Raw genomic sequence first — 26,981 nt, 5'->3', positions numbered from 1 at the left:
GGACGAGGGGGCCGGAGGTCGGGACATGGCCGGGCCGAGGGTCCGCAGTTCTCCCCGCGAACGTCAGGGCCGGATGATCCGCACCTGGTAGCTGCCGTTGCGCAGTTCGCCCACCACCGAGACGCTGATGCCCGTCTTCTCGTCGGTGAACGTCTCGCCCGGCCGGAACGGCGCGTCCGACAGCTCCGCGTGCACGTTGGGCCGCCGGGTGCAGCCGCCGCTCGAGCCCGTGCTGTCCGACACCGTCACCGGTCCCTGGCCGGTGTCCACGTCGGAGTCCACCTTGTAGATGAGGACGCCCGGTTTGCAGACGGCCTCGTCGTTCCCGGCCTGCGTGCGGACCTCCACCGCGTACCCGGCGCTCTCGGACAGCGGCACGAAGGCCAGCTTCGTCCCGCCCGAGACCGCCAGCGGCGTCAGGACGTGGTCGCTGGCGCCGGACTTCGACGCGCAGCTGATCTGCGTGCTGTCCAGCCAGCCCAGCTTCCACTTGTGCCAGCCCAGCAGGTCGTTGTTGGAGCCCCAGTCCTCGCTCATGATGTCCCAGTGCCCGACCGTGCCCCCGCCGTCGGAGGTGTACAGGTCGGGCAGCCCGAAGACGTGCCCGTTCTCGTGCGGCAGGACCCGGTAGCCGGTCTCCCGGTAGGTGCCGGAGCCGTCGTCCTGCCGGCTGTAGACGAAGGACGTGTTGGCGAGCGGCACCCCGTCGGCGACCGGCGCCTCGCCGTTGCCCGAGAAGGTCACCGACAGGACGGTGTCCAGGGCGGACGGCCCGGCGTTCGGCGTGACCAGGATGTTCACCAGGTCGTACTTGCTGAAGTCCACATCGGAGTCGGCGGCCTTCGCGATGTGCTCGACGAGCTGGCGGTAGCCCGGCTCGTACGCGGACCCGCGCTCGATGCCGTACGCCGCGAAGGGCATCGGCATCCGCAGCCAGGTCCTTATCGGGGCCTCGGCCCGGTAGCTGAGCCGGCCGTAGGAGCTGGTCCGGAACCAGTTGGAGGTCTGGGGGAAGAACTCCGCCATCCGGTCCAGGGCCGTGCCCTCGCCCTTCGCGTCGGGGAAGTCGATCATCAGGTTGAGCGCCTTGACCTCGCCGGTCGAGCGCGCGTACCCGGGCGGCGTCGGCAGTCCCTCGGACATCTGCACGCCCATCGTGCCGGCGATCCGGCAGGGCGCGAGGGCCGATTCGGCCGTCGAGGCCACGGCCCCGGCCGCCGAGTGGCCGCGGCTGGATATCCCCGTGCTCGCCGTCGCCGTGACGCCGAGGGCCAGCGCGGTCAGGCCGATGTACGCGCTGGTGCGGCGTGATCTGCGTATCCGCTGGCGGGTCTGCGGCATGGAGATCGCCTTCGGGTCCGCGGCAGCCGGCCCTGTCCGGACTGCGCTCTGTCGTCACCCTCCGACGGCTGCGGCGCGCCCGCGCGCCGGAGGAGGCCGAACGTGAATCGACATGTGACTCGGGTCACACGGAGGAGTGAAATAACCGGGGACCGGATCCCCGTTTGCACGTGAGTCCCCCGAAGTGGGGACCGGCTCCCCGTTTGGAGGGGTGCCGGACCTGTCACCGCGCCAGGGAGGCCCGGAAATGAAGCGCCCCAGCACCACCGCCCCGGCGGCCCTGCCCGTCCCGGGGGCGGCCGTGGACCTGGCGGCGTCCGAGGCCGGTGCCTGCGCCGCGGCGGCGGCCGCCGCCCGCGGATCCCAGGGCTCCGGCCCCGTCCCGCGCCCGCGCGCCGACGCCGTCCGCAACCGCGAGCGGATCCTGGCGGCGGCCCGCGAGGCCTTCGTCGAGTTCGGCTCCACGGCCGCCTTCGACGAGGTCGCCCGCCGCGCCGGCATCGGGAACGCCACCCTGTACCGGCACTTCCCCGACCGCCCCGCCCTCGTCCACCACGTCGTGCTCTACGTGATGGGCCGGGTCGGCGCGCAGGCCGAGGCCGCGCTCGCCGAAGAGCCCGACGCCTTCGCGGCGCTGTGCCGGTTCACGCACGCCGCCGCCGACGAGCGGATCGGCGCCCTGTGCACCATGCTCGGCGGCGACTTCGACCGCGAACACCCCGAACTCCTCGCGGCGCGCAGCACCTTGGAGGCGGGCGTCGAGGCCCTGCTGACCACCGGCCAGGACGCCGGACTGGTCCGCACGGACATCGGCGTCGGCGACCTGATGGTCGCCCTGTCCCAGCTCAGCCGACCGCTTCCCGGCATCGCCTGCCCCGACGCGGACCGCTTCGTACACCGTCATCTCCAGCTCTTCCTCGACGGGTTGCGGGCTCCGGCCCGCTCCGAACTGCCCGGTTCGGCCTCCACCTTCGAGGACCTGAGGAAGAAACTCATGTGACACACCCAGAGCGCCCACATTAGTCTTTTTCCGGTCTATTCAGTCATTCCGCACAGCACAGTGAAATTGGGTACCCCCATGCCGAAAACAGCCGCGACACCGCCGCAGCTGGCCGCAGACCCCAGCCGCTGGAAGGCGCTCGTCTTCATAGCCCTGGCGCAGCTGATGGTCGTCCTCGACGCGACGATCGTGAACATCGCCCTCCCCTCCGCCCAGACCGACCTCGGCATCTCCGACGGCAACCGCCAGTGGGTCATCACCGCGTACGCGCTGGCCTTTGGCGGCCTGCTCCTCTTCGGCGGCCGCATCGCCGACAAGTGGGGCCGTAAGAACGCCTTCGTCGTCGGCCTCATCGGCTTCGCCCTGGCCTCCGCGCTCGGCGGCGCCGCGAACGGCGAGGCCATGATGCTGGGCGCCCGCGCCCTCCAGGGCGCCTTCGGGGCACTGCTCGCCCCGGCGGCCCTCTCCCTGCTCGCGGTGATGTTCACCGACGCCAAGGAGCGCGCCAAGGCCTTCGGCATCTACGGTGCCATCGCGGGCGGCGGCGGCGCCGTCGGCCTGATCCTCGGCGGCGTCCTCACCGAGTACCTCAACTGGCGCTGGACCTTCTTCGTCAACATCCCCTTCGCGATCATCGCGGCCGTGGGCGCCTGGATGGTCATCCGCGAGCCCGCCGGTTCCCGCAACCGCGCGCCGCTCGACATCCCGGGCGTGGTGCTGTCCACCCTCGGTCTCGTCGCGCTGGTGTACGGCTTCACCCGCGCCGAGTCCGCCGGCTGGTCGGACGCCCTCACCGTGGGCATGTTCGTCGCCTCCGTGGTGCTGCTGGCGGCGTTCGTCCTCGTCGAGTCCAAGGTGAAGTCCCCGCTGCTGCCGCTGCGCGTCCTGCTGGAGCGCAACCGCGGCGGTGTCTACCTCTCGCTGGGCCTGGCCGTCATCGCGATGTTCGGCCTGTTCCTCTTCCTCACCTACTACCTGCAGGTCGTGAAGGGCTACTCGCCCGTCATGACCGGCTTCGCCTTCCTGCCGATGATCGCGGGCATGATCACGGGCTCCACGCAGATCGGCGCCCGGCTGATGACCCGGGTCGCGCCGCGCCTGCTGATGGGCCCGGGCTTCCTGCTCGCCGCCACCGGCATGCTGCTGCTGACCCAGCTCGAGGTCGGGTCCTCGTACCCGGCGCTGATCCTGCCGGCGCAGCTGCTGCTCGGCCTGGGCATGGGCACGGCCTTCATGCCGGCCATGTCCCTGGCCACGTACGGGGTGGACCCGGCGGACGCCGGTGTCGCCTCCGCCATGGTCAACACCTCGCAGCAGGTCGGCGGCGCCATCGGCACCGCGCTGCTGAACACCATCGCCGCGTCGGCGACCACCGCCTACCTGACCGACCACGCGGCCGAGGCCGCGGCGGGCGGTGCGGCGGCCAGGCTGGTCCAGGCGCAGGCCATGGTCGAGGGCTACTCCTCCGCGATCTGGTGGGCGGTCGGCATCCTGGTCGCCAGCTCGGCCATCGCGCTGACCTTCATCAACACCGGCCGTCCCGGTGTGGGCGGCCCGGTGGCCTCCGGCTCCGGATCCGCCGAGGACAGCGAGGTCAAGATCCCGGTGATCGCCCACTGACGGGGGCGACGGGGACGGGAGCGCCCGTCCGGGAATGACTGGACACCCCGCTTGGTTCAAATTTGAACCAAGCGGGGTTAGTCTTTTCGGGCGACCCCGTACGCAGCGCGCCGCGACCCGTACGCAGTGCGCCGCGACCCGTACGGAGCGAGCCGCGACCCCGCACCCACGACCGAGGAGCGCCCCCATGACCGCCGCCGCCCCGAGCCGCATGCCGGCGCTCTACCTCAGCCACGGAGCGCCGCCGCTCGCGGACGACCCGCTCTGGCCCGGCGAGCTGGCCGCCTGGTCCGCGGAGCTGCCCCGCCCCACCGCGATCCTGATGGTCTCGGCCCACTGGGAGGAGGCCCCGCTCGCCCTCGGCGCCACCCGGCCGGTCCCGCTCGTCCACGACTTCTGGGGCTTCCCCGAGCACTACTACCGGGTCCGCTACGAGGCCCCGGGCGCCCCGCGGCTCGCCGAGTCCGTCCGCAAGCTGCTCCAGGCCCCCGGCACCCCGGTCCAGGACATACCGGACCGCGGCCTGGACCACGGCGCGTACGTCCCGCTGGTGGAGATGTTCCCGCAGGCCGACGTCCCGGTCCTGCAGATCTCCATGCCGACGCTGGATCCGCGCCGCCTGATGGACATCGGCCGCAAGCTGGCGCCCCTGCGCGACGAGGGGGTCCTGATCGTCGGCAGCGGCTTCTTCACCCACAACCTCGCCGCCCTGCGCCACACGGGCCCCGGCGTGCCCGCCTGGTCGGCCGAGTTCGACGCGTGGGGCCAGGAGGCCCTCGCCGCCGGCGACCTGGACTCCCTGCTCGACTTCGAGGCCAAGTCCCCGTCGGGCCGCCTCGCCCACCCCCGTACGGAACACTTCGCCCCGCTCTTCGTCACCCTCGGCGCGGCCGAGGCCTCCGGCGACCTCGCCACCCGCCGCGACACGGTGGACGGCTTCTGGATGGGCCTCTCGAAGCGGTCCGTGCAGTTCGGCTTAGGAATCGCCCCGCAGGGCCCCGGTGATCGCCTCGCCGATCACGAACCCCTTGGCGGGCCCTTCGGGGACGATCACCTCGGTCCCGTAGGGCATCCGGACCTCGGAGGCGTACCGCGCCTCACCCGGCACGGGGCCCGACAGTACGCTGACGGTGCCGTGCCCGTCGTAGTCGTCGATGATCACGTAGACCGGGATCCCCGCCCGCGCGTACGCCCGCCGCTTGCGCTCGCGGTCGCGGTCGAGGGACTCCTTGCCGGGTGACACCACCTCCGCGATCAGTTCGACCGCGGAGGCGTCGATTCCGAGGCCGTCCTCGGTGACGTGCTCTTCGGCGTCCTCCAGGGTGATGAAGACGTCCGGGATCCAGACCTTGCGCTTGTGGATGACGTTCATGTCCTGGTGAGCGGCGAATTGGCCGCCGTCCAGGAGCTTGTCCAGGGCGCGGCGCAGGCGATTGGTGATCCGACCGTGTGAGTAGCGACCCGTGGGTGACACCTCGATGAACCCCTCGACGATCTCGGCGCGGTAGCCCTCGGGGAGTTCCATGGCCTTCCATGCCTGCCACAGGACGTCGTCCAGGTCCGACGGGGGGGTCGCGACCCTCGGCATAACGGCCTCCAGCGTCTCGTGGGCGAGAGCGGTCATGTGTGGCACCTCCTCTCAGTCTGGGCGTCGCCGACCGGAGGGCACAAGCGACCCTCCGACGCTAAGGAGGCTCCGTCCCATGCCGGAGGAATATGCCCAGCTGTTCACCCCGACGGATGACGCGTGGGCTGCCTGCCGTTTTCGCCTACATGGGCAATTTGTCGGTTATCCAGCGATTCGATCGCCAGTCCAGGCAACCAGAAGCCGGTGCGGACCGTCTTCAGGGTGGGAGCGCGGCCACGAGCGGCGCTGTCCCGGGGTGAGGAAGGGTCGTCGCGGATGTGACGGCGGTCTCACGGACGCGGCGGACGTGCCGTTTCGCGAGTTTCGCAGGATCGCCCAAGCCCCGGCCTGACCTGCATCTCTTCGGGCTCTCGCGGCACTCATACCCCGCTCCCGGCGGGGCAGGATACTGCAAGATCTCGAAAAACAGGGGGCAACGTGGGAATTCTGTCCCGATTCCAGTCGTTGTTTCCTTCGGAAGCGGGCACTCGGGAGAGTGTCCGGGGACGCACCACCCCGCCAGGGTGGCCGTCCGGCAGCCGCACCGCGACCGAACTCATCGCAAGGGAGCACGCATGGCAACCCGCGCCGTCGCCCGTCGTCAGTCCACGGGCAGCGCCCGCGCTGTGGGCGGGGAGATCGCAGACCGCGACCTGGTCGGCATGTACCTCGACGAGATCGCGCGCACCCCGCTGCTCGACGCGGCCAAGGAAGTGGAGCTGTCCCAGATCATCGAGGCGGGCGTCTACGCCCAGCAGATCCTCGACGGCGTCATAGAGCGCGAGGGCGGTGCGCCCTCCCGCGAGGAGCTTGAGGCGCTGGCCGCCGAGGGCGAGCGCGCCAAGGAAGTCTTCATCCGCTCCAACCTGCGCCTCGTGGTGGCCGTGGCCCGCCGCTACCCGCGCAGCGGCCTGCCGCTCCTCGACCTCATCCAGGAGGGCAACGCCGGCCTGGTCCGCGCGGTCGAGAAGTTCGACTACGCCAAGGGCTTCAAGTTCTCCACGTACGCCACGTGGTGGATCCGCCAGGCCATCACCCGCTCCATCGCCGACCAGTCCCGCACCATCCGCCTCCCCGTCCACCTGGTCGAGGAGCTCGGCCGGATCCGGCGCGTGCAGCGGGAGTTCAACCGGGAGAACGGCCGGGACCCGGAGCACGCCGAGATCGCCGCCGAGTTGGACTCGACGGAGAAGCGCGTGGGCGACGTACTGGACTGGGCGCGCGACCCGGTCAGCCTCAACATGTCCGTGGACGACGACGGCGACACGCAGTTCGGCGACCTCCTCGAGGACACCTCCGCCATCTCGCCGGAGCAGTCGGTCCTTTCGCTGCTGCGCAGCGAGGAGCTGGAGGACCTGCTCGGCAAGCTCGACCAGCGCACCGCGTCGATCATCAAGATGCGGTACGGCATCGACGACGGCCGCGAGCGCACCCTGACCGAGGTCGGCAAGCAGCACGGCCTGACCCGCGAGCGCATCCGCCAGATCGAGAAGCACGCCCTGCTCGAACTGAAGCGCATGGCCCGCGACACCGGCTTCGACGCCGTGGCCTGACCGGCCCGCCCCGAAGCCCCCCAAACGAGCCCCGGCACCTAACCCCCCCCAGGTGCCGGGGCTCCCTTGTCGAAAGCCGAGCTCAGGCACATCCAGCCCCGCCGGCGTGTGAGGCGCGGGGGTCCGCGGGCGGAGCCCCCGACGGGTCCGCGGGCGGAGCCCCCGACGGGTCCGCGGGCGGAGCCCCCGACGGGTCCGCGGGCGGAGCCCCCGACGGGTCCGCGGCGGGAGCCCCGGCTACGGGGCCGACGCCGCCGACGTGAGCCGCGCGGCCAACGCCCCGGCCGCGTCCCGCAACACGGCCGGCTCCCGCACCGTGAACGCCAGCCCCGTCAGGGCCAGCCGCGCCACCAGCCACTCGGGAGCATCCCCGCTGTCGAAGCGCACCCGCGTGCCCCCGCCGCCCGCCCCGCCCCGGCCCCCGCCGCCCTCCGCATCCGCGACGACACCCTCCCGCAGCCACTGCGGCAGCTCCGCCGCCCCCGCCGCGAAGGTGACCTCCACGACGTACGTCTGCCGGCCCCGCAGCCCCCTGCGGACGAACTCCTGTGGATCCATCGGCAGTTCCCGCGGTGCGAACCGCGCCCCCGTCGCGAAGGCCTCGCCCACCCGGTCCACCCGGAAGGTCCGCCAGTCCTCGCGCTCCAGGTCGTAGGCGACCAGGTACCAGCGGCTCCCCGCGCTCACCAGCCGGTACGGCTCCACCAGCCGCCGCGACCGGGCCCCGTCCCCCGCCTCGTACGCGAACCGCAGCCGCTCCGGCCCCGCCACCGCCGAGGCGATCGTCGTCAGCGTCCCCGGGGCCACGCTCGGCCCGTCCCCCCGGGTCAGCGCGACCGTGGCCGACTGCAGCGCGCCCACCCGGTGCCGCAGCCGGGACGGAAGCACCTGCTCCAGCTTGGCCAGGGCCCGTACGGAGGCCTCCTCCACGCCCTCGATCGCATGCCCGGCCCCCGCCCGCAGCCCCACCGCGATCGCCACCGCCTCCTCGTCGTCGAGGAGCAGCGGCGGCATCGCCGCCCCCGCCACCAGCCGGTAGCCGCCCTCCGCCCCCAGGGTGGCCTCGACCGGATAGCCGAGCTCCCGCAGCCGCTCGATGTCGCGCCGGATCGTACGGGCGCTCACCCGCAGCCGCTCCGCGAGCTCGCTCCCGGGCCACTCGCGCGGGGTCTGGAGGAGGGACAGCAGGGAGAGCAGCCGTGCCGGGGTGTCGGTCATGCATTCCAGGCTGCCAGTCAAATAGGACACCAACTGACCTAGATCTTGTCTAAGTTTCTCTCCATGAGCACCGAGACGTCCAAGACATCGCCCGAAAGAGAGAACGGGCCCGTGCGAGAAGAGCGGAACGAAGCACCCCACGACGTATCCAGCGCATCCGGCGCGGCCGGGGCACCCGGCGCACCCGACGTACCCAGCTCGACCGCCGACCGCCGCCGCTGGCTGGCGCTCGCCATCGTGATGACCGCGACCTTCATGGACCTGGTCGACGTCACGATCGTCAACATCGCGATACCCAGCATGCGCCAGAACCTCGGCGCGTCCACCAGCGCGATCCAGTGGATCACCGCCGGCTACGCCCTCGCCTTCGCCGCCGGCCTGATCACCGGCGGCCGTCTCGGTGACATCTACGGCCGCAAGCGCGTCTTCCTCATCGGCATCAGCGGCTTCACGGTCGCCTCGCTGCTCTGCGGCATCGCCGAGAACCCCTCGATGCTCGTCGCCTCCCGCATCCTGCAGGGAGCCATGGCCGCCATGATGGTGCCGCAGGTGCTCGCGATCATCCACGTCAGCTTCCCGCCGCACGAGCGCGGCAAGGTCTTCGGCATGTTCGGCGCGGTCGTGGGCCTCGGAGCCGTCTCGGGCCCGATGCTCGGCGCGCTGCTCACCGAGTGGAACCTGTTCGGCCTCGAATGGCGCCCGATCTTCCTGATCAACCTGCCGGTCGGCATCGCGGCCGTGATCCTCGGCCGCATGTACATCAGCGAGTCCAAGGCCCCCAAGGCGCTGCGCCTCGACCTCGTGGGCGTCGTCCTCGCGACCCTCGCCCTGGTGATGCTGATCTTCCCGCTCACCCAGGGCCGCGAACACGACTGGCCGCTGTGGGGCTTCCTCTGCATGATCGCGGCGCCGTTCGTCTTCGCCGCGTTCATCGGCTATGAGAAGTACAAGATCAAGAAGGATGGCTCCCCGCTCGTGGAGCTCTCCCTCTTCAAGGTCAAGAGCTTCTCCGGCGGCATCGCCGTCCAGCTCACCTTCGGCATCGCGACCGGCATCTTCTTCCTGGTCTGGACGCTGTACATGCAGATGGGCCTGGGCTGGAGCGCCCTGCGCGCCGGCTGCACCGGCATCCCCTTCTCCCTCGCCGTCTCGGGCGCCGCGGGCATCTCGGTCCAGAAGCTCGTGCCGCGCTTCGGCCGCAAGGTCCTCCAGGCCGGTGCGCTGATCATGGCCTCGGGCCTGCTCCTCTACATCTGGGAGTCCGAGCACTACGGCATGGCGATCACCTCCTGGCAGATGGCCGCCCCGCTGGTGCTCATGGGCATCGGCATGGGCCTGATCGTGGCCCCGCTCAACGACACGACGCTGTCCGAGGTGCCGCGCGAGCACGCGGGCTCCGCCTCCGGCCTGATCAACACCACCGGCCAGATGGGCAACGCGCTCGGCCTCGCCCTGACCTCCGTCGTCTTCTTCGGCCTGATCGACGACGACATGGTCTTCGGCGCTCCGTACGTCGAGGCCTTCCGCGGCGCGCTGTGGTGGGTCGCCGGCGTCCTGCTCCTGATCTTCGCGGTGATGTTCATGATGCCGCGCAAGCCGATCCCGATGGAGCAGCGCGAAGGCGGCTCCGAGCACCCGGCCACGCTCGCCGAGAACACCCCGGAGAAGGTCCCGGCCGTCTGAGGCCCTTCGGCCCCACTTCACGGACATGCCCGCTTTTGTTGGCGGGCATGTCCGTTTTTCTTTGTTTTACCGTCGCTCGGGCGTACCGTAGGAGCTGACCCACACAGTCGGGCATCGAACGGACGTAAACCCACATGTACGCACCGGAGCGCCAGCAGGAGATCCTCCGCCTCGCCCGCGAGGCCGGCCGGGTCGACGTGCTCTCCCTCGCCGACCGGTTCCAGGTCACGGCCGAGACCGTGCGCCGCGACCTGAAGGCCCTCGACCGGGCCGGCCTGGTCCGCCGCGTGCACGGCGGGGCCATACCGGCCGGCCGCCTCGACTTCGAGCCGGACCTCACCGAGCGGGAGGCCACCGCCGCCGACGAGAAGGACCGCATCGCGGCCGCCGCCCTCGCCGAACTCCCCGACGGCGGCAGCATCGTCCTCGACGCGGGCAGTACGGTCGCCCGCCTCGCGGCGCAGATCCCCGTCGACATCGCGCTCACCGTGGTCACCCACGCCCTGCCCGTCGCCGCCCGGCTCGCCGACCACACCGGCATCGACCTCCACCTCGTCGGCGGCCGCGTCCGCCACCGCACCCGCGCCGCCGTCGACGCCTGGGCCCTGCGCGCCTACGCCGAGATCCGCGCCGACGTGCTCTTCCTCGCGACCAACGGCTTCACCGCCGAGGGCGGCCTGACCACCCCCGACCTCGCCGAGGCCGCCGTCAAGCGCGCCGCGATGGCCGCCGCCCGCCGCGTGGTCCTCCTCGCCGACTCGGCGAAGGCCGGACAGGAGCACTTCGCGTGCTTCGGCTCCTTCGCGGACGTCGACCTGCTCATCACCGACGCGGGGCTCGACCCCGCCGACAAGGCGGCGATCGAGGCCGCCGGTACGGAAGTCGTGCTCGTATGATCCTCACCGTCACCCCCAACCCCTCCCTCGACCGGACCTACGAGGTCCCGCCGCTGGAGCGCGGCGAGGTACTGCGCGCCACCGGCGACCGGGTGGACCCCGGAGGCAAGGGCGTCAACGTCTCCCGGGCCGTGGCCGCCGCCGGCGTCCGTACGACGGCGGTCCTCCCGCTGGGCGGAGCCCCGGGCACCCTGCTCGCCGAACTCCTCGTGGCACAGGGCGTGGACGTCACCGTCGTCTCGATCGCGGGCGAGACCCGGGCGAACATCTCGCTCGCCGAACCGGACGGCACCCTCACCAAGATCAACGCGGCCGGTCCGGAGCTCACGCCCACGGAGTCCGCCCTGCTCCTGGACACCGTCCGCACCTGCTCCGGCGCCGCCGCCTGGATCGCCTGCTGCGGCAGCCTCCCGCGGGGCCTGCGCCCCGAGTGGTACGCCGACCTCGTGACCCGCGCCCACGCGGCCGGGGCCCGGATCGCCCTGGACACCTCGGGCCCGGCCCTGCTGGCGGCGCTGCCCGCCCGTCCCGACGTGATCAAGCCCAACGCGGAGGAGCTCGCCGAAGCCGTCGGCCGTCCGCTGGCCACCCTCGGCGACGTGGTCAAGGCCGCCGAGGAGCTGCGCTCGCTGGGCGCGGGCGCGGTCCTGGCCTCCCTCGGCGCCGACGGCCAGCTGCTGGTCTCGGAGGAGGGCAGCCACTACGGCACCGCGGCCGCACCGGCGGTGCGCAGCAACGTGGGGGCGGGCGACGCCTCCCTGGCCGGCTTCCTGATCGCGGGAGGCGCGGGCCCCGAAGCCCTCGCCTCGGCCCTGGCCCACGGCGCGGCCGCGGTCCAGCTCCCCGGCAGCGCCATGCCGACCCCCTCGGACCTGCGGCCCGACGCGGTCCGGATCACCCAGGACCTTCCCCTGGACCTCCCCCTGTCCGACCCCGCCACGGCCTGACGCGAGCAAAGGAGCCCGCGATGAGCGAGATGATCACCCCCGAACTGGTCGACCTCGACCTGTCCGCCGACTCGAAGGAAGCGGCGGCGCGGGCGCTGGCGGAACGCATGGTGGAGCGCGGCCGGGTCACGGACCTGGACGGCTTCCTGGCGGACGTCGCGGCGCGCGAGGCCCAGATGCCGACCGGCCTGGAGGGCGGCATAGGCATCCCGCACTGCCGCAGCCCCCACGTCACGGCCCCCACCCTCGCCTTCGGCCGGGCCGCGGCCGGCGTCGACTTCGGGGCCGCCGACGGGCCGGCGGACCTGATCTTCCTGATCGCGGCCCCCGCCGGCGCGGACGACGCCCACCTGTCGATCCTGTCCTCGCTGGCCCGCCGGCTGATGAGGCCGGAGTTCGTGGCGTCCCTCCGCGCCGCCGCCGACCCGACGGAAGCCGCCGCGCTGATATCGGGCGAGCCCGCGACCGACCCCACGGCCGGGCGCGCGACCGGCCCCACGACCGGCCCCACGCCCGAGCCCACGCCCGGCCCCACGGCCGGGTCCACCGCCGACCCCACGACCGAGCCCACGACCGGCCCCATGCCCGAGCCCACGACCGGCCCCACCGCCGGGTCCACCGCCGACCCCACGACCGGCCCCACGGCCGGGTGCACCGCCGACCCCACGACCGGGTCCACCGCCGACCCCACGACCGGCCCCACGGCCGGGTCCACCGCCGACCCCACGGCCGGGTCCACCGTCGGCCCCGCGGCAGGGTCCACCGCCGGGCCGGCCGCGCGGGCCGGCGCCCCCGCCCCGCCCCTGCCCGACGCCGGGGCGGCCGGCCCCGGGCCTCGCGACGGGTCCGGCGCGGAGCACCCGGAGCGGCGGCCGGGGCCGCAAGCCCCGGTTCCGGGCAGGGGCGGCGTGGGGGAGGACCCCGCACGGCAGCCCTTCCGCGTCGTGGCCGTCACCTCCTGCCCCACCGGCATCGCCCACACCTACATGGCCGCCGAGTCCCTCCAACAGGCCGCCGCCGAGGCCGGAATCGACCTCCGCGTCGAAACCCAGGGCTCCGCCGGCTTCACCCGCCTGGCCGCGGAGGACATCGCAGCCGCCGACGCGGTCGTCTTCGCCCACGACGTCCCCGTCCGGGACAGGGCCCGCTTCGCGGGCAAGCCCACCGTCGACGCCGGTGTGAAGGCCGGCATCAACCGCCCCGCCGAACTCCTCGCCGAGGCCCGCGACAAGGCCGCCCGCGGCGAGGTGGCCGACCACAGCCCGACGCCGGTCGAACGCGCCGGGGAAGAGGCCGACGGCTACGGCGCCAAGCTCCGCACCTGGCTCATGTCCGGCGTCAGCTACATGGTCCCGTTCGTCGCCGCCGGCGGCCTGCTCATCGCCCTCGCCTTCGCCATCGGCGGGTACGAGATCAACACCGCCCCCTCCGTGGCCGAGCACTTCGTCTGGACCGAGTCCGCCAGCTGGGCCGCGCTCCTCTTCCAGACCGGCGGCCTCGCCTTCGGCTTCCTCGTCCCCGTCCTCGCCGGATACATCGCCTACGGCATGGCCGACCGCCCCGGCCTCGTCCCCGGCTTCGTCGGCGGCGCCGTCGCCCTCACCATCAACGCCGGCTTCCTCGGCGGCCTGATCGCCGGCCTCCTCGCAGGCGGCACCGTCCTCGCCGTCCAGCGGCTGAAGGTGCCCGCCGCCCTCCGCGGCATCATGCCCGTCGTCGTCCTGCCGCTGATCGGCTCGGCCGTCACCGCGTTCCTGATGTTCCTGGTCGTCGGCAAGCCCGTCGCCTCGCTCCAGCAGGCCCTCACCGACTGGCTGTCCGGCCTCTCCGGCGCCAACGCGATCATCCTCGGGGTGATCCTCGGCCTGATGATGTGCTTCGACCTCGGCGGCCCGCTCAACAAGGTCGCGTACGCCTTCGCCATCGGCGGCCTCGCCACCCCCAACGAGGGCAGCCTGAAGGTGATGGCCGCGGTGATGGCCGCCGGAATGGTGCCGCCGCTCGCGATGGCGCTGGCCACCACCCTCCGCGGCCGGCTCTTCTCGAAGACCGAACGGGAGAACGGCAAGGCCGCCTGGTTCCTCGGCGCCTCCTTCATCAGCGAGGGCGCCATCCCCTTCGCCGCGGCCGACCCGCTGCGCGTCATCCCCGCCGCCATGGCCGGCGGTGCGGTCACCGGCGCCCTGTCGATGGCCTTCGAGTGCACCCTGCGGGCTCCGCACGGCGGCATCTTCGTGATCCCGCTGATCGGCAACCCGCTGCTCTACCTGATCGCCATCGCCGCCGGCACGGTGACCACCGCCGGGCTGGTCGTCCTCCTCAAGGGCCTGCGCAAGCCGGACGAGGCCCAGACCCCGGCCGCCGACCCGGCGGACCAGGCCAAGATCACGGCCGCGGCCTGAACACCACGGCACCGCGGGCGGGGGCGCGGGCGAGGGCCGGGCCGGAACGCCCGCCCCCGCCCCGCCCCGTCCCGGTCAGGCCCGGGCCGGCCTCACCGCACGCGCGCCCGGAGCTCCATCGCCCCCCGCGCGGCGGCCTCGCTCTCGTACACCTCGCACATGTGCCGCCCGTCCGGCGTCGCCGTGTGCTCGACCTCCCACAGGCTGACCTCCGCCCCGTCCAGCAGCACGAAGGCGTGCTCGTACAGGCTGAAGCCGGCCTCCCGCCCGCCCGAGGCGCAGGGCCGGCCGCCGAAGGACTGCGTGATCTGGTGCGCGTACGCCGACCGGAGCCGCTCGGCGACCGGCTCGCCGGGCCGGTCCGCGTTCTCCGCGCGGCGCAGCACCCGCCGGGCGTGGTCGGCGGACTCCTCCACCGCGTACTCCCGGTGCGGCCGCGTCGACGCGGAGGCGGCGAACAGTGCGGTCAGCGCCGCCACGTCGGCATGGGCCGGCTCGTCCCCCGGCAGGAGCGCCGGGTCCAGGGCCGCCTCGGACGGGGGCTCCCCGAACAGCCGGGCCACCGCCAGGCAGGTCTCCGCCTTGCTCGCGAAGAGCTCGTGCCGGACCGTGCGGTCACCCTCCTGCCGGTACACGAGCTCCCACAGCGACACCGACCCGCCGTCGGCCAGCAGATGGGTGTGCTGGTGGGTCTCCCGCCAGGCTCCCGTTGCGGGACTGTGGTGCGTGGTGTAGAGCGAAGAGCTGTGGGCGAGCGCCGTACCGAGGCGCTCGACCAGCCTGTCGGGCAGGTCGAAGGAGTTCAGGGCGCGGCCGAGGAGCCGGCCGAGGTGTGCCTCGGTTGTCTCGTACGGATCGCTCACGGTGGGTCTCCAGGCCGTCGCAGCTTGTCACTTCGCGGAAGCTCAACGTAACCCCTGGCTCTGACATCACGTCCGGGGTTCGGTAAAACGTCCGGGAAGCAACGGGGGTTCCCGCCACACCTTCAGGTCAACTTGCGTACGGATGGGCATGGTTAGGGACCCTCTGTGGCGAAGCGCGGGACTATGGGCCGCATGGCAACGAATACAGTGGGCCCCCCGCGCCGGCAGGAACGGCCCCGCACTCGGCACGGGAGCGAAGAGGACGCCACGCCCAAGCGGTTGGCCTGGCTGCTGGCCCTCACCGGGGCGGCGGGAGTGCTGGCCTCCTGGGTGATCACCCTGGACAAGTTCCTCCTGCTGGAGGACCCGGACTTCAAGCCCGCCTGCAGCCTCAACCCCGTGGTCTCCTGCGGCAGCGTGATGCAGAGCGACCAGGCGGCGGCCTTCGGCTTCCCCAACCCCATGCTGGGGCTGGTCGCGTACGCCGTCGTGGTCTGCGTCGGCGCGGGCCTGCTGGCGGGCGCGCGCTACCGCGGCTGGTTCTGGCTGGGCCTGAACGCCGGCACCCTCTTCGGGGTCGGCTTCTGCACCTGGCTGATGGTGCAGTCGCTGTACGAGATCAACGCGCTGTGCCTGTGGTGCACTCTGGCCTGGGTCGCCACGCTGCTCATGTTCTGGGCGGTCACCGCGCACAACGTCCGTACGGGGAACCTGCCTTCGCCCGGCCCGGTCCGGGGCTTCTTCGCCGAGTTCGGCTGGGCCCCGCCCGCCCTGCACGTCGGGGTGATCGCCATGCTGGTCCTGACCCGGTGGTGGGACTTCTGGACCGGCTGAGGGCGCGGCTCGCGCGAAAGGGCCCCGGCAGCTGGAGGCTGCCGGGGCCCTCGTCGGTTCGCTCCACGGGCACGGGGCCCGGAGATCAGCTGCCGACGGAGGCGTTGCCCGAGAGGACCGGGATGTTGCTGAGGATGTGCGAGAGCGGCTCGTCGCCCTTGGCCTGGGTCGAGTTCTCGGTGCACTGCTGGTTCATCGGGTTGGACAGGACGTTGATGTCCTGGACGCCGACGTTGAGCAGCGCCACCAGCGACTGGGCGTTGACCTTGACCGGCAGGCCGACACAGGGCTTGTTCAGGGTGCCCTGGACCAGGCCGAGCTGCGGGCTCTGGTCGCCGTGGGTCTTCTGGTTGCCGTAGACCTGCGAAGCGCCGTTGCCGTTCACGGTGTTGATGCCGTTGTCGTTGCCGATGGCCATGGCCGGGGCCGCGGCGGCAGCGCCCGCGCCCACGGCAACGGCGGAGACAGCGGCGGCGGTCATGATCTTCTTGAACATCTTGATCCTTCTGTCGCACGAGTGCCCGCTAATGGAGCGCCCTGGTCAACTGCCCCGCCAGGGGGTTGGTTCCGCTGCTTCACTCAAACGGCCCGTGTGGGGGGAGGTTTTCCCCGGCCCGGGTGAGAGACCCCCGGACGCCTGCGCGAAGCCCGTACGAAGCGCGCAGTCGGCCCGCCTCCGGTTGCGCTCCGTGGGAGGTGTTCGCACGGTGGGTGAGGGAGCGGATCGTCTGGTCCGTATCCGCGCGACCACGAGAAGGAAACACCCATGCACCCCACGAAGCCGTACCGCGCCCGCCGCGCCCGCCTCCTCGTCCCGTCGGCCCTGGCCGTCGTCATACTGTCCGGCGCGGCGGCCCCCGCGGGCGCCGTGGAAGGTGACCGCGCAGCCGTACGGCAGCAGCTCGAGACCCAGCGGCGCGCGGCGGCCGGTCCCGTCGACGACCTCATCAACGGGATCCTCGAATCCATCAAGGCGCTGCTGCCGGCGGGCGTCACCCTGCCGGACATCAAGATCCCGGAGATCAAGCTCCCCGAGATCAAGCTGCCGGAGATCCCGGGGGTCGAGCTCCCGCAGATCCCCGGCGTGGAGCTGCCGGCGCTGCCGCCCCTCACCCCGCCGACGCTGCCGGCCCCGGCGGCTCCGGCGGAGATCGTTCCCGAGCTCCCGGACCTCGAGATCCCCGAGATCGAGATCCCGGACCTTCCGTAACGTCCGAAGCCGTTCGTGGTTACGACTATTGAGCTGAACAGGTCTGATCGCGGAGGGAACCGTGTCGTCAGGGAAGATGGACCGTTTCGCTCGATGTGAGCCCCGAATCGGGGCAGAACATCGAACAGAAGGTGCACTTCCCATGAACTCTGCCAAGAAGGCCGCCCTGGTCCTGGCCACCGCTGGTCTCGCTGCGGCCGGTGCCGCCGGCTCCGCCGTCGCCGACTCGTCGGCCGAGGGCGCGGCCGTGGGTTCCCCCGGTGTCCTCTCGGGCAACCTGGTCCAGGTCCCGGTCCACGTGCCGGTCAACGTCTGCGGTAACACCGTGAACGTGATCGCGCTCCTGAACCCCGCGTTCGGCAACGTCTGCGTCAACGACTGACGTCGGCTGTAGAACGACTGTGGGCGCCCCGGCCTCGCCGGTGGCGCCCACAGTCATGTCCGGACCGCTCAGCGGGCGCCGCCGTTGAGCTGGACGCCGCCGAGGAGCGGGGACGCCTGGGTGGCGCCGTTCGCGAGGCCGAGCAGCTGGCCGGGCACGTTGTTGCGGACCTGGTTGACCCGCTGGACGGTGCCGAGGACGTTGTCCACGTGCTCGCCCTGCTCGGCCAGTCCGGCGCCGACGATCTGCGGGAGCTGCTCGGAGACCGGGTTCACGGCCTCCGTCACCGTGGTCGCCCCGCTCGTGAGGCTCATCGGCACCGTGGGAGGGGCATCGGCGGCGAAGGCGGGGGCGGAGGCGCCGAGGGCGGCTACGGAGCCGGCGACGACAGCGGCGACCTTCGTGAGCTTCATTATCGAAATCCTCTTCTTTTCGTGGGGCCGAGGCGTCAGCGGCGACCGTCGCGCCGCTTTCGCCATGGGTAACGATTCCCCGCCGATCGGGAAACGCGAAGCGCGGGTACATGACAGCGACCGGAGAATCCGACAAGGGATTCTCCGGCCGATATTTCTTCCGATTACCGGTATTGCCGTCAGGAGATGCGCGACCGCCGGTACAGAATGGCGCCGCCGAGGATCAGCGCGGAGGCGAGGGCCGCCGCGGCGGCGGGCTGGCCCGCGCCGGTCTCGGCCAGCACGGGCGCGGTCACCTGCGCGGGCGCAGGCGCGGGGGCAGGCGCCGGGGCCGGGGCGGGGGCGGGGAGCGGAGCCGGCTCCGCCGCCGGGGGCAGGTGCACGGGGGTGTCGCCGGCGGGGGCGGCCGGGGGCTGGTCGGCCGGCCGGACGACCTCCGGGGCCGGGTGCTCCGGCAGGCTGCCGTGCGGCGGCCCCGCGGGCTCCTCCTCGGCGGGGACGGGCGCGGGAAGCGGTACGGGCGCCTCCTCGACCGGGGCGGGCAGCGGCTTCGGCGCCTCGTCGACCGGCGCGGGGAGCGGAGCCGGGGCCTCCGGGACGGGCTCGGGCCCGGGGGCGGGGGCGGGCAGCGGCTTCGGGGCCTCGTCGACCGGCGCGGGGGGCTGCGCCTCGGGACTCGGCGCGGGCTCCTCCTCGGCCGGGGGCGGCGGGGCCGGGTGCTCGTCGACCGGCTCGGGCATGGGGTGGGGCTGCTCGGGCGCCGGGGGTGCGTGGTGCGCCGGCGGGGGCGGAGCGGTTTCGGGGTGGTCGTCGCACTCCTCCTCGCCCTCCTGGCCGTGGCCGCCGTAGCCGCCCTCGTGGCGCGGCTCCTCCTGGCGCGGCTTCGCGTGCCGCGGCCCCTCGTGGCGGGTCTGCTCGTGGCGGGTCTGCTCGGGGCGCGGCGACTCGTGGCGCTGCTCCGGCAGCGCGTGCCGCGGGCCCTGGCGCTCCTGGAGGTAGCGCTCGAAGGCCTCGGCGTTCTCGGGGCTGAGGTAGCGCCCGTAGTCGTAGCCGTCGTGGGTGTGCGAGCCGGTCGTGGTGGCGCAGGTGTTCCCCATCGAGGGGTTGAGCGCCGCACCTCCGTCCACGCTGTTGCCGCACACGTTCGGGGCGAAGGTGACCGGTACCGAGACGCTGTTGCCGGCCAGCACACCCGGAGAGTGCGAGGCCTCGGCCGTCGCTCCCGGGTGCGCGTAGGCCGCACCGGTCGCGATCGACAGCAGACTCGACGCTGCCGCCGCCGTGAGCATCCCCTTGCCCAGTACCTGTCGGCTCAGTACCTGTCGCATGGGTCCTTCCCTGTCTACCGGCGCTGGTGCCGGTGCTTAATCGGAGGTGGCCTCGGAGTGCACCGCCGTGCACTCCGAGGCCACCCCGAGGAGGTCTGCCCGTGTGGGCCGGGACCGCTTGGTCAGCGGTTGATGCAGACGTTGCCGAACGTGGGGTTCAGCAGACCGATCACGCTGACGTTGTCGCCGCAGACGTTGACCGGGATGTTGATCGGCACCTGGCCGGTGTTGCCGGACAGGACGCCGGGGGAGCCCGCGGTCCTGCCCGTGGCGCCGGCGTCGGCCAGGGCGGGGGAGGCGGCACCGGCTGCCATCAGAACCCCGGCGGCCAGCACCACTGCCTTCTCGTGCTTCATCTGCTTTTCGATCCTTCCCGCAGTGGCGTATCCGCTGCAGAAATATCAACGAGTGGTCGAGGCAAAAGAAACCGCGCGTTTTCGGCGGTGCTCCGGGAATTCGCCCCGATGATCCGGGGAATTCAGGAAGCCGGTGAATGCGCCCCTCTTTCGCGCATTCACGCGGCGAGGCCGCCGCGACCCGAAGGTGCGACGGCCTCGCGGGGGCGTTCCTCGGTCAGCTGCCGGAGGAGACGTTGCCGGAGAGGACCGGGATGTTGTCCAGGATGTGCGAGAGCGGCTCGTCGCCCTTGGCCTGGGTGGAGTTCTCGGTGCACTGCTGGTTCATCGGGTTGGACAGGATCGGGATGTCCTGGACGCCGACGTTGACCAGGGCCAGCACCGACTGGACGTTGGCCTTCGCGGGCAGGGCGATGCAGGGCTTGTTGAAGGAGCCCTGGATCAGCGCCATCTGCGGGCTCATGTTGCCGTAGGTGGCCTGGTTGCCGTAGATCTGCGAAGCGCCGTTGCCGTTCACGGTGTTGATGCCGTTGTCGTTCCCGATGGCCATCGCCTGCGGCGCCATGGCGGCACCCATGCCCACGACCGAGGCCGCAACCGCCGCCGTGGCCATCATCTTCTTGATCATTGTCGTCCCTTTTTTGCAGGATTGCCCGGTACTGGAGCACCCGGAACAACGGCCCGGCGGCCGCCGGGGTTGCGTGGCTTCACCCGGATGCCGACGTTTCGGAGCTCGCGGTTGACGCTCAGGCGTTCCCGCCTTTTCGGTTCGAACAATGGTGCAAGCGATAACGACCCGCCCGCTTCGAGGGTGCGTGGTATCGCCCAAAAGGCCGTACGAGCGAGTCCGACGTGATTTCCAGCCCGATTTCTGACAAAGTTCACTCCTGTTTTGTTCCCTTGATCGAAAATGGAGACGGGGTCATGGGTTCCTCCCGCAGAATCCTCGGCACACTCGGTCTGCTGTCCTGCCTCACCCTTTCCGCATACGTCCCCACCGCGCAGGCCTCCCCCGCTCCGCAAGCCCCCGCTCCCCGTGAGAAGTCCCGGATTCCGTTCACCCAGCGTTATCAGGCCGTGCAGCACGGCGGGCTGGTCCGCGCCTCCAACTCCGGCATCAGCTGCCGCCGCGAGGAGTCCCCGCAGGCCGAGCCGTGTGCCGAGGTCAAGCGGGGCGCAGCGGGGGTCAACGGGGACTTCGAGATGTTCTACAGCGAGGTCGACAAGGACCCGGACACCTACAACTCCACCCGAGCCGAGCTCAAGGTCCCGCAGGGCGCGAAGGTCTCGTACGCCCGTCTGTACTGGGGCGGCAACCTGCGGGTGGGCGAGCAGAAGCCGCCGGAGGACAACGGCCGGGTGCTGGTCGCCGAGCCGGGCGGCGCGTACAAGGAGGTGCTGGCCGACACGGTGATGGGGCACCACACGGATGCGGGCAGCGATGCCTACCAGGCTTCGGCCGACGTGACCCCGCTGGTCCGCAAGGGCGGCGCCGGGATGTGGACGGTGGCGCAGCTCAACATCGCGATGGGCCACTCCGAGGCGGGGGCCTGGGGCGGCTGGACGCTGGTGGCGGCGTACGAGCACCCGCAGGAGCCGGTGCGCCGGATCTCGCTGTGGGACGGCTTCGAGTCGCTCGCCGCCCGCCCCGGAGCCGGTGACGGGCTGGTCGAGGTGGACGGGCTCGACGTGCCGGCCGGGGCCTCCGGGCGGGCCGGGGTGGTCGCCTACGACGGGGACCGGGGCACCCTGGAGGACTCACTCACCGTGACGGCCGACAGCGGTCGCCGGGTGAGCCTCAGTGATCCGGAAAATCCTTTCAATGATGTGATGAATTCCACGATCACGGAATTCGGACAGCACACGTTCGTACGACAGCCTGATTATGTGAACAATCTCGGCTATGACGCGGACGTATTCGACCTGAGTCCCGCCCTGTCCGGTGGTGCCCGCAGTCTGAGTTTCAGGTTCACGGGCGAAAGTCAGGGCCATTTCCTCGGTGTGCTCTTCGTTCAGACAGACGCGCGCCGCTGAACGCAGGAGACCACTCCACGTGCCCACACAGCCATGGGCGGCACAGCCCACGACCGTCCTCCACCTGACCCAGCCCGTAGACGGCGGGGTCGCACGGGTCGTCACCGACCTCGTGCGCGCCCAGAGCGCCGCGGGGCTGCGGGCCGTCGTCGGCTGCCCGCCCGGCGGAACGCTCGCCGACGCCGCCCGGGACGCCGGCGCCGAGGTGCTCACCTGGCGCGCCGGGCGGTCCCCCGGACCCGGTCTGCCCGCCGAAGTGCTCGGCGCCCGGCGGCTGCTGCGCCGTGTCCGGCCCGACCTCCTGCACGCCCACAGCGCCAAGGCCGGGCTGGCCGGGAGGCTCGCCGCCCGCGGCGCCGTCCCCACCGTCTTCCAGCCGCACGCCTGGTCGTTCGACGCCGTCGGGGGGGCCACCGGCGCCCTCGCGCTGCGGTGGGAGCGGTACGGGGCCCGGTGGGCCGACCGGGTGCTCTGCGTCAGCGAGGCCGAGCGCCGGGCGGGCGAGGCCGAGGGGATCGCCGCCCGCTGGTCCGTCATCCGCAACGGCGTGGACCTCGGCCACTTCCGGCCCGGCGGCCCGGACCCCGGACAGGACAAGGCCCGGGCCCGCGCCGGGCTGCCGCTGCCCGCCGCCTTCCGGGACAGCCTGGCGGACGGGGGACCGCTCGCCGTCTGCGTCGGCCGGATCTGCCCGCAGAAGGGGCAGGACATCCTGCTGCGGGCCTGGCCGGAGCTGCTCGGCACCCTCCCCGGAGCCCGCCTCGCCCTCGTCGGCGACGGCCCCGACACCGAGCGGCTGCGCCGCACCGCCCCCTCCGGAGTGCTCTTCGCGGGCGCCGCCCCGGACATCCGACCGTGGCTTCGGGCCGCCGATCTCGTTGTACTGCCGTCGCGGTGGGAAGGCATGGCGCTCGCCCCGCTCGAAGCCATGGCCTGCGGCCGCCCGGTCCTGGTCTCCGACGTCAGCGGTGCCCGGGAGAGCCTGCCGCCCGGCCAGGGACGGCTCTGCCTGGTGCCGCCGGAGGACCCGACGGCGCTGGCCAAGGCCCTGGGACGGCTGCTGGCCGAACCGCGGCTGCTCGCCGAACTCGGAGAGCAGGCCCGGCAGCACGCCCGGACCGACTTCGACGTGCGGCGGACCACGGACGCGGTCACCGGCCTGTACCACGAACTGCTGGGCAGGCCCCGGCCCTTGAACCAGGAGCGCATCAGCCGATGACGATGGACAGCGCACCCGCCCGGCACACCGGGCAGGGCGGCACGGGGCCCGCCGGCAGTGCCGTGGCGCCGGCGCAGAGCAGAACAGCACGCCGTGCCGCGACCGCCATCCACCCGCCGCGCGGGCCCCGGGCCGGCCAGGCCCGCCCCGCCGTACGCCCCCAGCGGGTCCGCCGCCGGGACGGGGTACTCCCGCTGCTCACCGCCGACGCGCTGGCCGCCGTCCTCACCGTGACGGCGCTGTCCGCGACCGCGCTGCCCGCAGCCGCCCTGCCGGGCGCCGCGGCCGCGCCGCTCGCCGTCCTGCTCGCCGCGCTGCACGCACAGGCCGGGCTCTACCGGCCGCGGCTCGCGCCCTCCGCGCTCCTGGAACTGCCCGCGCTGGCCGGACGGTCCGCCGTCCTGTGGTGCGGCGCGGCCACGGTCGTCGCCGCGGTGGAGCCCGCCCGGGCCCTGGGCTGGGGCGCGCTGCTCACCGCCGTGTGCCTGCAGGCCGTACTGGCGTGCGCGGGACGCGGGACCGTCAACCAGTTCCGCCGCCGCACCCGCGTCCGGCGGCCCGCCTCCGCCCTCGTGGTCGGACCCGGCGGCGGAGCGGCCGCGGTGGCGGCCGCCCTGCACGGGCGCCCCGAGTACGGGCTGCGCCCGGTCGGGCTCGCCGACACCGGGACCGTCCCCGAGGGCGACACCGGCACGCTGCCGGTGCTCGCCACCCACGAGGACATCCGGCGGGCGGTCATCCAGAACTCCGTGCGGCACGCCGTGTTCACCCGCCCGCCCGAGGCCGACGAGCGCACCGCCTCCCTGGTCCGCCTCTTCCACGACCACGGCTGCCGGCTCTGGCTCGCCGACCCGGCCGGCACCGCCAAGGTCACCGGGATGCGGGTGGCGCACCCCGCCGACCAGCTGTGGGGGTACGCCGTCCAGCCCCTGCTGCCCCGCCCCGCGCGGCCGCTGGAGCGCTGGGTCAAGCGGGGCCTGGACGCGATCCTCGCGCTGGCCGCGCTGGTGGCCGCCGCGCCCGTGATGGCCGCCTGCGCGCTCGCCGTGCGGTTGTGCGACGGGCCGGGGGTGATCTTCCGGCAGGAGCGGGTCGGCCTCTACGGGCGCCCCTTCACCCTGCTGAAGTTCCGTACGCTGCGCGCCGACGAGCACGAGTCCGCCACCCGCTGGACGGTCGCGGGCGACCGGCGGATGAGCCCGGTCGGCTCCTTCCTGCGCAAGTCCTCGCTGGACGAGCTGCCGCAGCTGTGGAACGTCGTACGGGGGGACATGAGCCTGGTCGGGCCGCGGCCCGAACGGCCCTTCTTCGTCGCCAAGTTCTCCACCGTCCACCCCGGTTACGAGGCCCGGCACCGGATGCCCGTCGGCATCACCGGCCTGGCCCAGATCAACGGCCTGCGGGGGGACACCTCCATCGAGGACCGGGCCCGGTTCGACAACCACTACATCGACACCTGGTCGCTGTGGCAGGACCTGTGGATCCTGGCCCGCACCGCGGCCTCCTTCTTCCGCTTCCGGCTGGGGGGCAGCTGATGAGCCTTGCGGTATCGCTGAACGGGGTCCGGCCGGACGTGCCGGCGCTGCTGCGGCGGCACTGGCCGCTGCTGCCGCTCGCCGCGACGGTGCTGTTCCTGCTGGCCCCGCTCCCGGCCGGGGACGCCACGGCCTCCGGGAAGGTCGGCCCGGCCGACGCGGCCTCGCTGCTGCTGGTCCTCGTCTGCGCCGTGCAGGCGCTGCGCGGGCGGGTGCGGGGGCTGACCCCGCTGGGCGCGCTCGTGCTCGGGCTGCCCGCGGTCGGGCTCGCGGTCGCGACGGTGACCGCCGGGGACCCGTACGCGGCCCTGCCGGGCTTCGTGCGCTACCTCCAGGTCTTCGTGCTGGTCCCGGCGGCGGTGGTGCTGCTGGTGCGCGACGCCGGGGAGTTCCGGATCGCCGCCGGGTGCTTCGTGGTCCTGGCGCTGGTGCAGGGCGCGGTGGGGGTCGTCCAGTACGCGACCCACACCGGCGCCTCCTACCAGGGCGAGGACGTCCGGGCCGTGGGGACCTTCGGTCCCGGTGACGTCATGGGCATGGCCACGGTGGTGGCGTACGGGCTGGTCGTGGCGACCGCCGTCGCGCTGGCGCCGGGGCTGCCGCGGCGGACCCGGCGGATCGCCGGGGGCTGCGCGCTGGCGCTGGTGCTGCCGCTGGTGCTGTCCTTCAGCCGGGGCGCCTGGATCGCCACGCTGGGCGCGGCGGTGCTGGTGATGCTGCTGGCCGGGATCCGGCGGGCGCTGAAGGTGCTGCTCGCGCTGGGCGCCGCCGGGGTGGTGCTGGTGGGCGGCCTCGGGGTCGGCTCGGAGATGGTCGCGGAGCGGCTGACCTCCATCACGCAGGTCTCCAGTGCGCCCGACCAGTCGGTGACCGACCGATACACGATGTGGGCCGCCGCGGAGTCGATGTGGCGGGAGCGGCCGGCGGTGGGGGTGGGGCTGAAGGGCTTCCCCGCCAACCGGGACGGGCACGCCTCGCTCGGCCTCTCCTCCGGCAGCGACACCGCCGGCGCGGGCCAGGGGTACATCCGCCAGCCGCTGCTCTCCCCGCACAACATGTACCTGCTCATCCTGAGCGAGCAGGGGCTGATCGGGCTGGTCGCCCTGGCGGGGGGCTGGGCGGCGCTGCTGGTGGCCGGGGCCCGGCGGCTCGCCGACGGCGGCGCCCGGCGGATCCGGGACTGCGGGCTGATCGCGACCGGGCTGTTCGTGTGGCAGCTGACCGACTTCCTGTACGCGGACATCGGCGGCCCGTCCACCGTCCTGACCGGGGTGATCATCGGCCTCGCCGCCTGGTGGGCGCTTCCCTCCCGGGAGGGCGGGGATCCGGGCGGCCCGGCCTCGCCCCCCGCCTCCCGGCGGAGCGGTCCGGTGTGGTCCGCCGCCTCGGGCCTACGGGGCCCGGCCCCTGAGGGTTCGAGCGGCCGGTGACCGACACGACGCCCAGGCGGCCCGCCTCCGGCCCTCCGGCCGGGGCGGGCCCCACCCGTGTCCCGGGCACCGGACTTGGCATGACGCCGGGCCCCGCCGGGGCGGGCCCCACCCGTGTCCCGGGCACCGGACTTGGTACGACGCCGGACCCTGCCGGGGTGGGTCCCGCCCGTGTCTCGGGCACCGGACTTGGCATGACGCCGGACCCTGCCGGGGTGGGTCCCGCCCGTGTCTCGGGCACCGGACTTGGCATGACGCCGGACCCTGCCGGGGCGGGCTCCGCCCGTGTCTCGGGCACCGGACCGGGCACGACGCCGGACCCTGCCGGGGCGGGCCCCGCCCGTGTCTCGGGCACCGGACCGGCTACGACGCCGGACCCTGCCGGGGCGGGTCCCGCCCGTGTCTCGGGCACCGGACTTGGCATGACGCCGGACCCTGCCGGGGCGGGCTCCGCCCGTGTCTCGGGCACCGGGCCCGGCGCGACGTCGGGCCCCGCCCAGGTCCCACCCCGGAGCACGGCCCGCGCCCAGAGCACCCCCGCCATTCCCGACACCCCCGGAGCCGCCCCGGAGCCCGCCGCCGGGCCGCTCCGGGGTCCGGTCCTGCCCGGGTGGCCGCCGACTCCGCCGGATGCGGCAGCCCCCGGCACAACCCCGCCCCCGGGCCGCCCCGCACCGGCCGCGCCCGCGCCGCCTGCCGGGTCCGCCGGTGCGCCGGGGCCGCTGCGGGGGCCGGTGCTGCCCGGGCGGCCGCAGGGGGCGCCGCCGTTGGCCGACCACGGGCTCGGGGCGGGTGCGGAGTCGCTGCGCGGGCCCGTCTTGTCCGGACGGCCCGTGGGCGGCCCCGTGGACGAGGGGGCCGGGGCGGCTGCGCGGGATCCCGGGTTCATCGCCGGGGCGGTGCCCGGGGTGGTGCCCGGGGCCGCCGGCGGGCGGGGACGGGTGCGGGTGGCGGCGTACGCCAGCGGTGGCACGGCACGCGGAGCCGGTGCGGGCGGAGCCGGTGCGGGTCGGTGGACGCGGCCGCCGAGCACGAGGTGCACAGCTCGCTCGCCGCGCACCGGGAGGGGCGTACCAGCCTGCTGATCTCG

General features: G+C 73.2%; 23 protein-coding genes and 1 pseudogene. 15 read left to right on the top strand and 9 right to left on the bottom strand.

Annotated elements, in window-relative coordinates; translation table 11 throughout:
- Positions 1–63: 63 nt before the first annotated feature.
- On the bottom strand, positions 64–1,341 hold the full coding sequence (locus AB0D66_RS18585; protein ID WP_362304091.1) for a M6 family metalloprotease domain-containing protein: 1,278 nt from the start codon (positions 1,339–1,341) through the stop codon (positions 64–66).
- A 247-nt stretch (positions 1,342–1,588) separates the two neighbouring features.
- Between AB0D66_RS18585 and AB0D66_RS18580 the strand changes: the two genes are divergently transcribed.
- The 3 genes and pseudogenes from AB0D66_RS18580 to AB0D66_RS18570 all read left to right on the top strand — a co-directional run.
- The gene (locus tag AB0D66_RS18580) at positions 1,589–2,341 is read left to right on the top strand and encodes a TetR/AcrR family transcriptional regulator (RefSeq protein WP_362304088.1); all 753 of its coding nucleotides are present in this window, start codon (positions 1,589–1,591) and stop codon (positions 2,339–2,341) included.
- Positions 2,342–2,419: 78 nt separating this feature from the next.
- Entirely contained in the window at positions 2,420–3,961 is a 1,542-nt protein-coding gene (locus AB0D66_RS18575; RefSeq protein WP_362304085.1) for an MFS transporter, read from the top strand.
- A gap of 187 nt (positions 3,962–4,148) precedes the next feature.
- Positions 4,149–4,937 (top strand): annotated as a pseudogene (locus tag AB0D66_RS18570) (class III extradiol ring-cleavage dioxygenase); the annotation flags it as partial.
- Here the strand turns inward: AB0D66_RS18570 and AB0D66_RS18565 are convergent.
- Positions 4,938–5,585: a Uma2 family endonuclease gene (locus AB0D66_RS18565; RefSeq protein WP_362304082.1), complete on the bottom strand. Its 648-nt coding sequence runs from the start codon at positions 5,583–5,585 to the stop codon at positions 4,938–4,940. It abuts the pseudogene before it with no gap.
- A gap of 578 nt (positions 5,586–6,163) precedes the next feature.
- Between AB0D66_RS18565 and AB0D66_RS18560 the strand changes: the two genes are divergently transcribed.
- Entirely contained in the window at positions 6,164–7,141 is a 978-nt protein-coding gene (locus AB0D66_RS18560) for a sigma-70 family RNA polymerase sigma factor (RefSeq protein WP_362304079.1), read from the top strand.
- A gap of 237 nt (positions 7,142–7,378) precedes the next feature.
- Here the strand turns inward: AB0D66_RS18560 and AB0D66_RS18555 are convergent, their stop codons facing one another.
- Positions 7,379–8,359 (bottom strand): YafY family protein, encoded by a 981-nt coding sequence (locus AB0D66_RS18555; protein ID WP_362304076.1) that lies wholly within the window; start codon positions 8,357–8,359, stop codon positions 7,379–7,381.
- A gap of 63 nt (positions 8,360–8,422) precedes the next feature.
- Here AB0D66_RS18555 and AB0D66_RS18550 point away from each other — a divergent pair, with 63 nt between their 5' ends.
- The 4 genes from AB0D66_RS18550 (at position 8,423) to AB0D66_RS18535 (ending at position 14,287) form a co-directional block, all read left to right on the top strand.
- Complete coding sequence (locus AB0D66_RS18550; RefSeq protein WP_362304073.1) at positions 8,423–10,042, top strand: MFS transporter; 1,620 nt, start codon at positions 8,423–8,425, stop codon at positions 10,040–10,042.
- A gap of 134 nt (positions 10,043–10,176) precedes the next feature.
- Positions 10,177–10,938: a DeoR/GlpR family DNA-binding transcription regulator gene (locus tag AB0D66_RS18545; protein WP_362304071.1), complete on the top strand. Its 762-nt coding sequence runs from the start codon at positions 10,177–10,179 to the stop codon at positions 10,936–10,938.
- The gene (pfkB, locus tag AB0D66_RS18540) at positions 10,935–11,885 is read left to right on the top strand and encodes a 1-phosphofructokinase (protein ID WP_362304068.1); all 951 of its coding nucleotides are present in this window, start codon (positions 10,935–10,937) and stop codon (positions 11,883–11,885) included. Before AB0D66_RS18545 ends, pfkB begins: the two co-directional genes overlap by 4 nt.
- 20 nt (positions 11,886–11,905) lie before the next feature.
- Complete coding sequence (locus AB0D66_RS18535) at positions 11,906–14,287, top strand: fructose-specific PTS transporter subunit EIIC (protein ID WP_362304065.1); 2,382 nt, start codon at positions 11,906–11,908, stop codon at positions 14,285–14,287.
- A 92-nt stretch (positions 14,288–14,379) separates the two neighbouring features.
- On the opposite strand, the gene AB0D66_RS18530 is transcribed toward AB0D66_RS18535, so the two are convergent.
- The gene (locus AB0D66_RS18530; RefSeq protein ID WP_362304062.1) at positions 14,380–15,150 is read right to left on the bottom strand and encodes a DUF6227 family protein; all 771 of its coding nucleotides are present in this window, start codon (positions 15,148–15,150) and stop codon (positions 14,380–14,382) included.
- Positions 15,151–15,342: 192 nt separating this feature from the next.
- Here AB0D66_RS18530 and AB0D66_RS18525 point away from each other — a divergent pair, with 192 nt between their 5' ends.
- Positions 15,343–15,984, top strand: a complete 642-nt coding sequence (locus AB0D66_RS18525; RefSeq protein ID WP_362304059.1) for a vitamin K epoxide reductase family protein — start codon at positions 15,343–15,345, stop codon at positions 15,982–15,984.
- An 85-nt stretch (positions 15,985–16,069) separates the two neighbouring features.
- On the opposite strand, the gene AB0D66_RS18520 is transcribed toward AB0D66_RS18525, so the two are convergent.
- Positions 16,070–16,480, bottom strand: a complete 411-nt coding sequence (locus tag AB0D66_RS18520; protein WP_362304056.1) for a rodlin — start codon at positions 16,478–16,480, stop codon at positions 16,070–16,072.
- 270 nt (positions 16,481–16,750) lie between these two features.
- Here AB0D66_RS18520 and AB0D66_RS18515 point away from each other — a divergent pair, with 270 nt between their 5' ends.
- The gene (locus AB0D66_RS18515; RefSeq protein WP_362304053.1) at positions 16,751–17,194 is read left to right on the top strand and encodes a hypothetical protein; all 444 of its coding nucleotides are present in this window, start codon (positions 16,751–16,753) and stop codon (positions 17,192–17,194) included.
- Between the two features lie 142 nt (positions 17,195–17,336).
- Positions 17,337–17,576 (top strand): chaplin, encoded by a 240-nt coding sequence (locus AB0D66_RS18510; RefSeq protein WP_069920649.1) that lies wholly within the window; start codon positions 17,337–17,339, stop codon positions 17,574–17,576.
- Between the two features lie 68 nt (positions 17,577–17,644).
- Here AB0D66_RS18510 and AB0D66_RS18505 read toward each other — a convergent pair whose 3' ends face one another.
- The 4 genes from AB0D66_RS18505 to AB0D66_RS18490 form a co-directional block, all read right to left on the bottom strand.
- Positions 17,645–17,989 (bottom strand): hypothetical protein, encoded by a 345-nt coding sequence (locus AB0D66_RS18505; protein WP_362304049.1) that lies wholly within the window; start codon positions 17,987–17,989, stop codon positions 17,645–17,647.
- A gap of 179 nt (positions 17,990–18,168) precedes the next feature.
- A complete protein-coding gene (locus tag AB0D66_RS18500; RefSeq protein ID WP_362304046.1) occupies positions 18,169–19,317 on the bottom strand; it encodes a chaplin in 1,149 nt (382 codons plus the stop codon).
- Between the two features lie 122 nt (positions 19,318–19,439).
- Complete coding sequence (locus AB0D66_RS18495; RefSeq protein ID WP_362304043.1) at positions 19,440–19,673, bottom strand: chaplin; 234 nt, start codon at positions 19,671–19,673, stop codon at positions 19,440–19,442.
- 217 nt (positions 19,674–19,890) lie between these two features.
- The gene (locus AB0D66_RS18490) at positions 19,891–20,301 is read right to left on the bottom strand and encodes a rodlin (RefSeq protein WP_361752292.1); all 411 of its coding nucleotides are present in this window, start codon (positions 20,299–20,301) and stop codon (positions 19,891–19,893) included.
- A gap of 224 nt (positions 20,302–20,525) precedes the next feature.
- On the opposite strand from AB0D66_RS18490, the gene AB0D66_RS18485 reads away from it, so the two are divergent.
- From AB0D66_RS18485 to AB0D66_RS18470, 4 genes are read left to right on the top strand one after another with little or no spacing between them, the layout of a single operon-like run.
- Entirely contained in the window at positions 20,526–21,707 is a 1,182-nt protein-coding gene (locus AB0D66_RS18485) for a DUF3344 domain-containing protein (RefSeq protein ID WP_362304039.1), read from the top strand.
- Between the two features lie 19 nt (positions 21,708–21,726).
- Entirely contained in the window at positions 21,727–22,926 is a 1,200-nt protein-coding gene (locus AB0D66_RS18480) for a glycosyltransferase (protein WP_362304035.1), read from the top strand.
- Positions 22,927–22,928: 2 nt separating this feature from the next.
- Complete coding sequence (locus AB0D66_RS18475; RefSeq protein WP_362304371.1) at positions 22,929–24,461, top strand: exopolysaccharide biosynthesis polyprenyl glycosylphosphotransferase; 1,533 nt, start codon at positions 22,929–22,931, stop codon at positions 24,459–24,461.
- Positions 24,461–25,891, top strand: coding sequence for an O-antigen ligase family protein (locus tag AB0D66_RS18470; protein ID WP_362304032.1), 1,431 nt, complete (start codon positions 24,461–24,463; stop codon positions 25,889–25,891). Before AB0D66_RS18475 ends, AB0D66_RS18470 begins: the two co-directional genes overlap by 1 nt.
- The last annotated feature ends 1,090 nt before the right edge of the window (positions 25,892–26,981 follow it).

The organism is Streptomyces sp. NPDC048270, from assembly GCF_040652335.1.
Lineage (GTDB): Bacteria > Actinomycetota > Actinomycetes > Streptomycetales > Streptomycetaceae > Streptomyces.
This window is presented reverse-complemented; position numbering and strand designations above follow the sequence as displayed.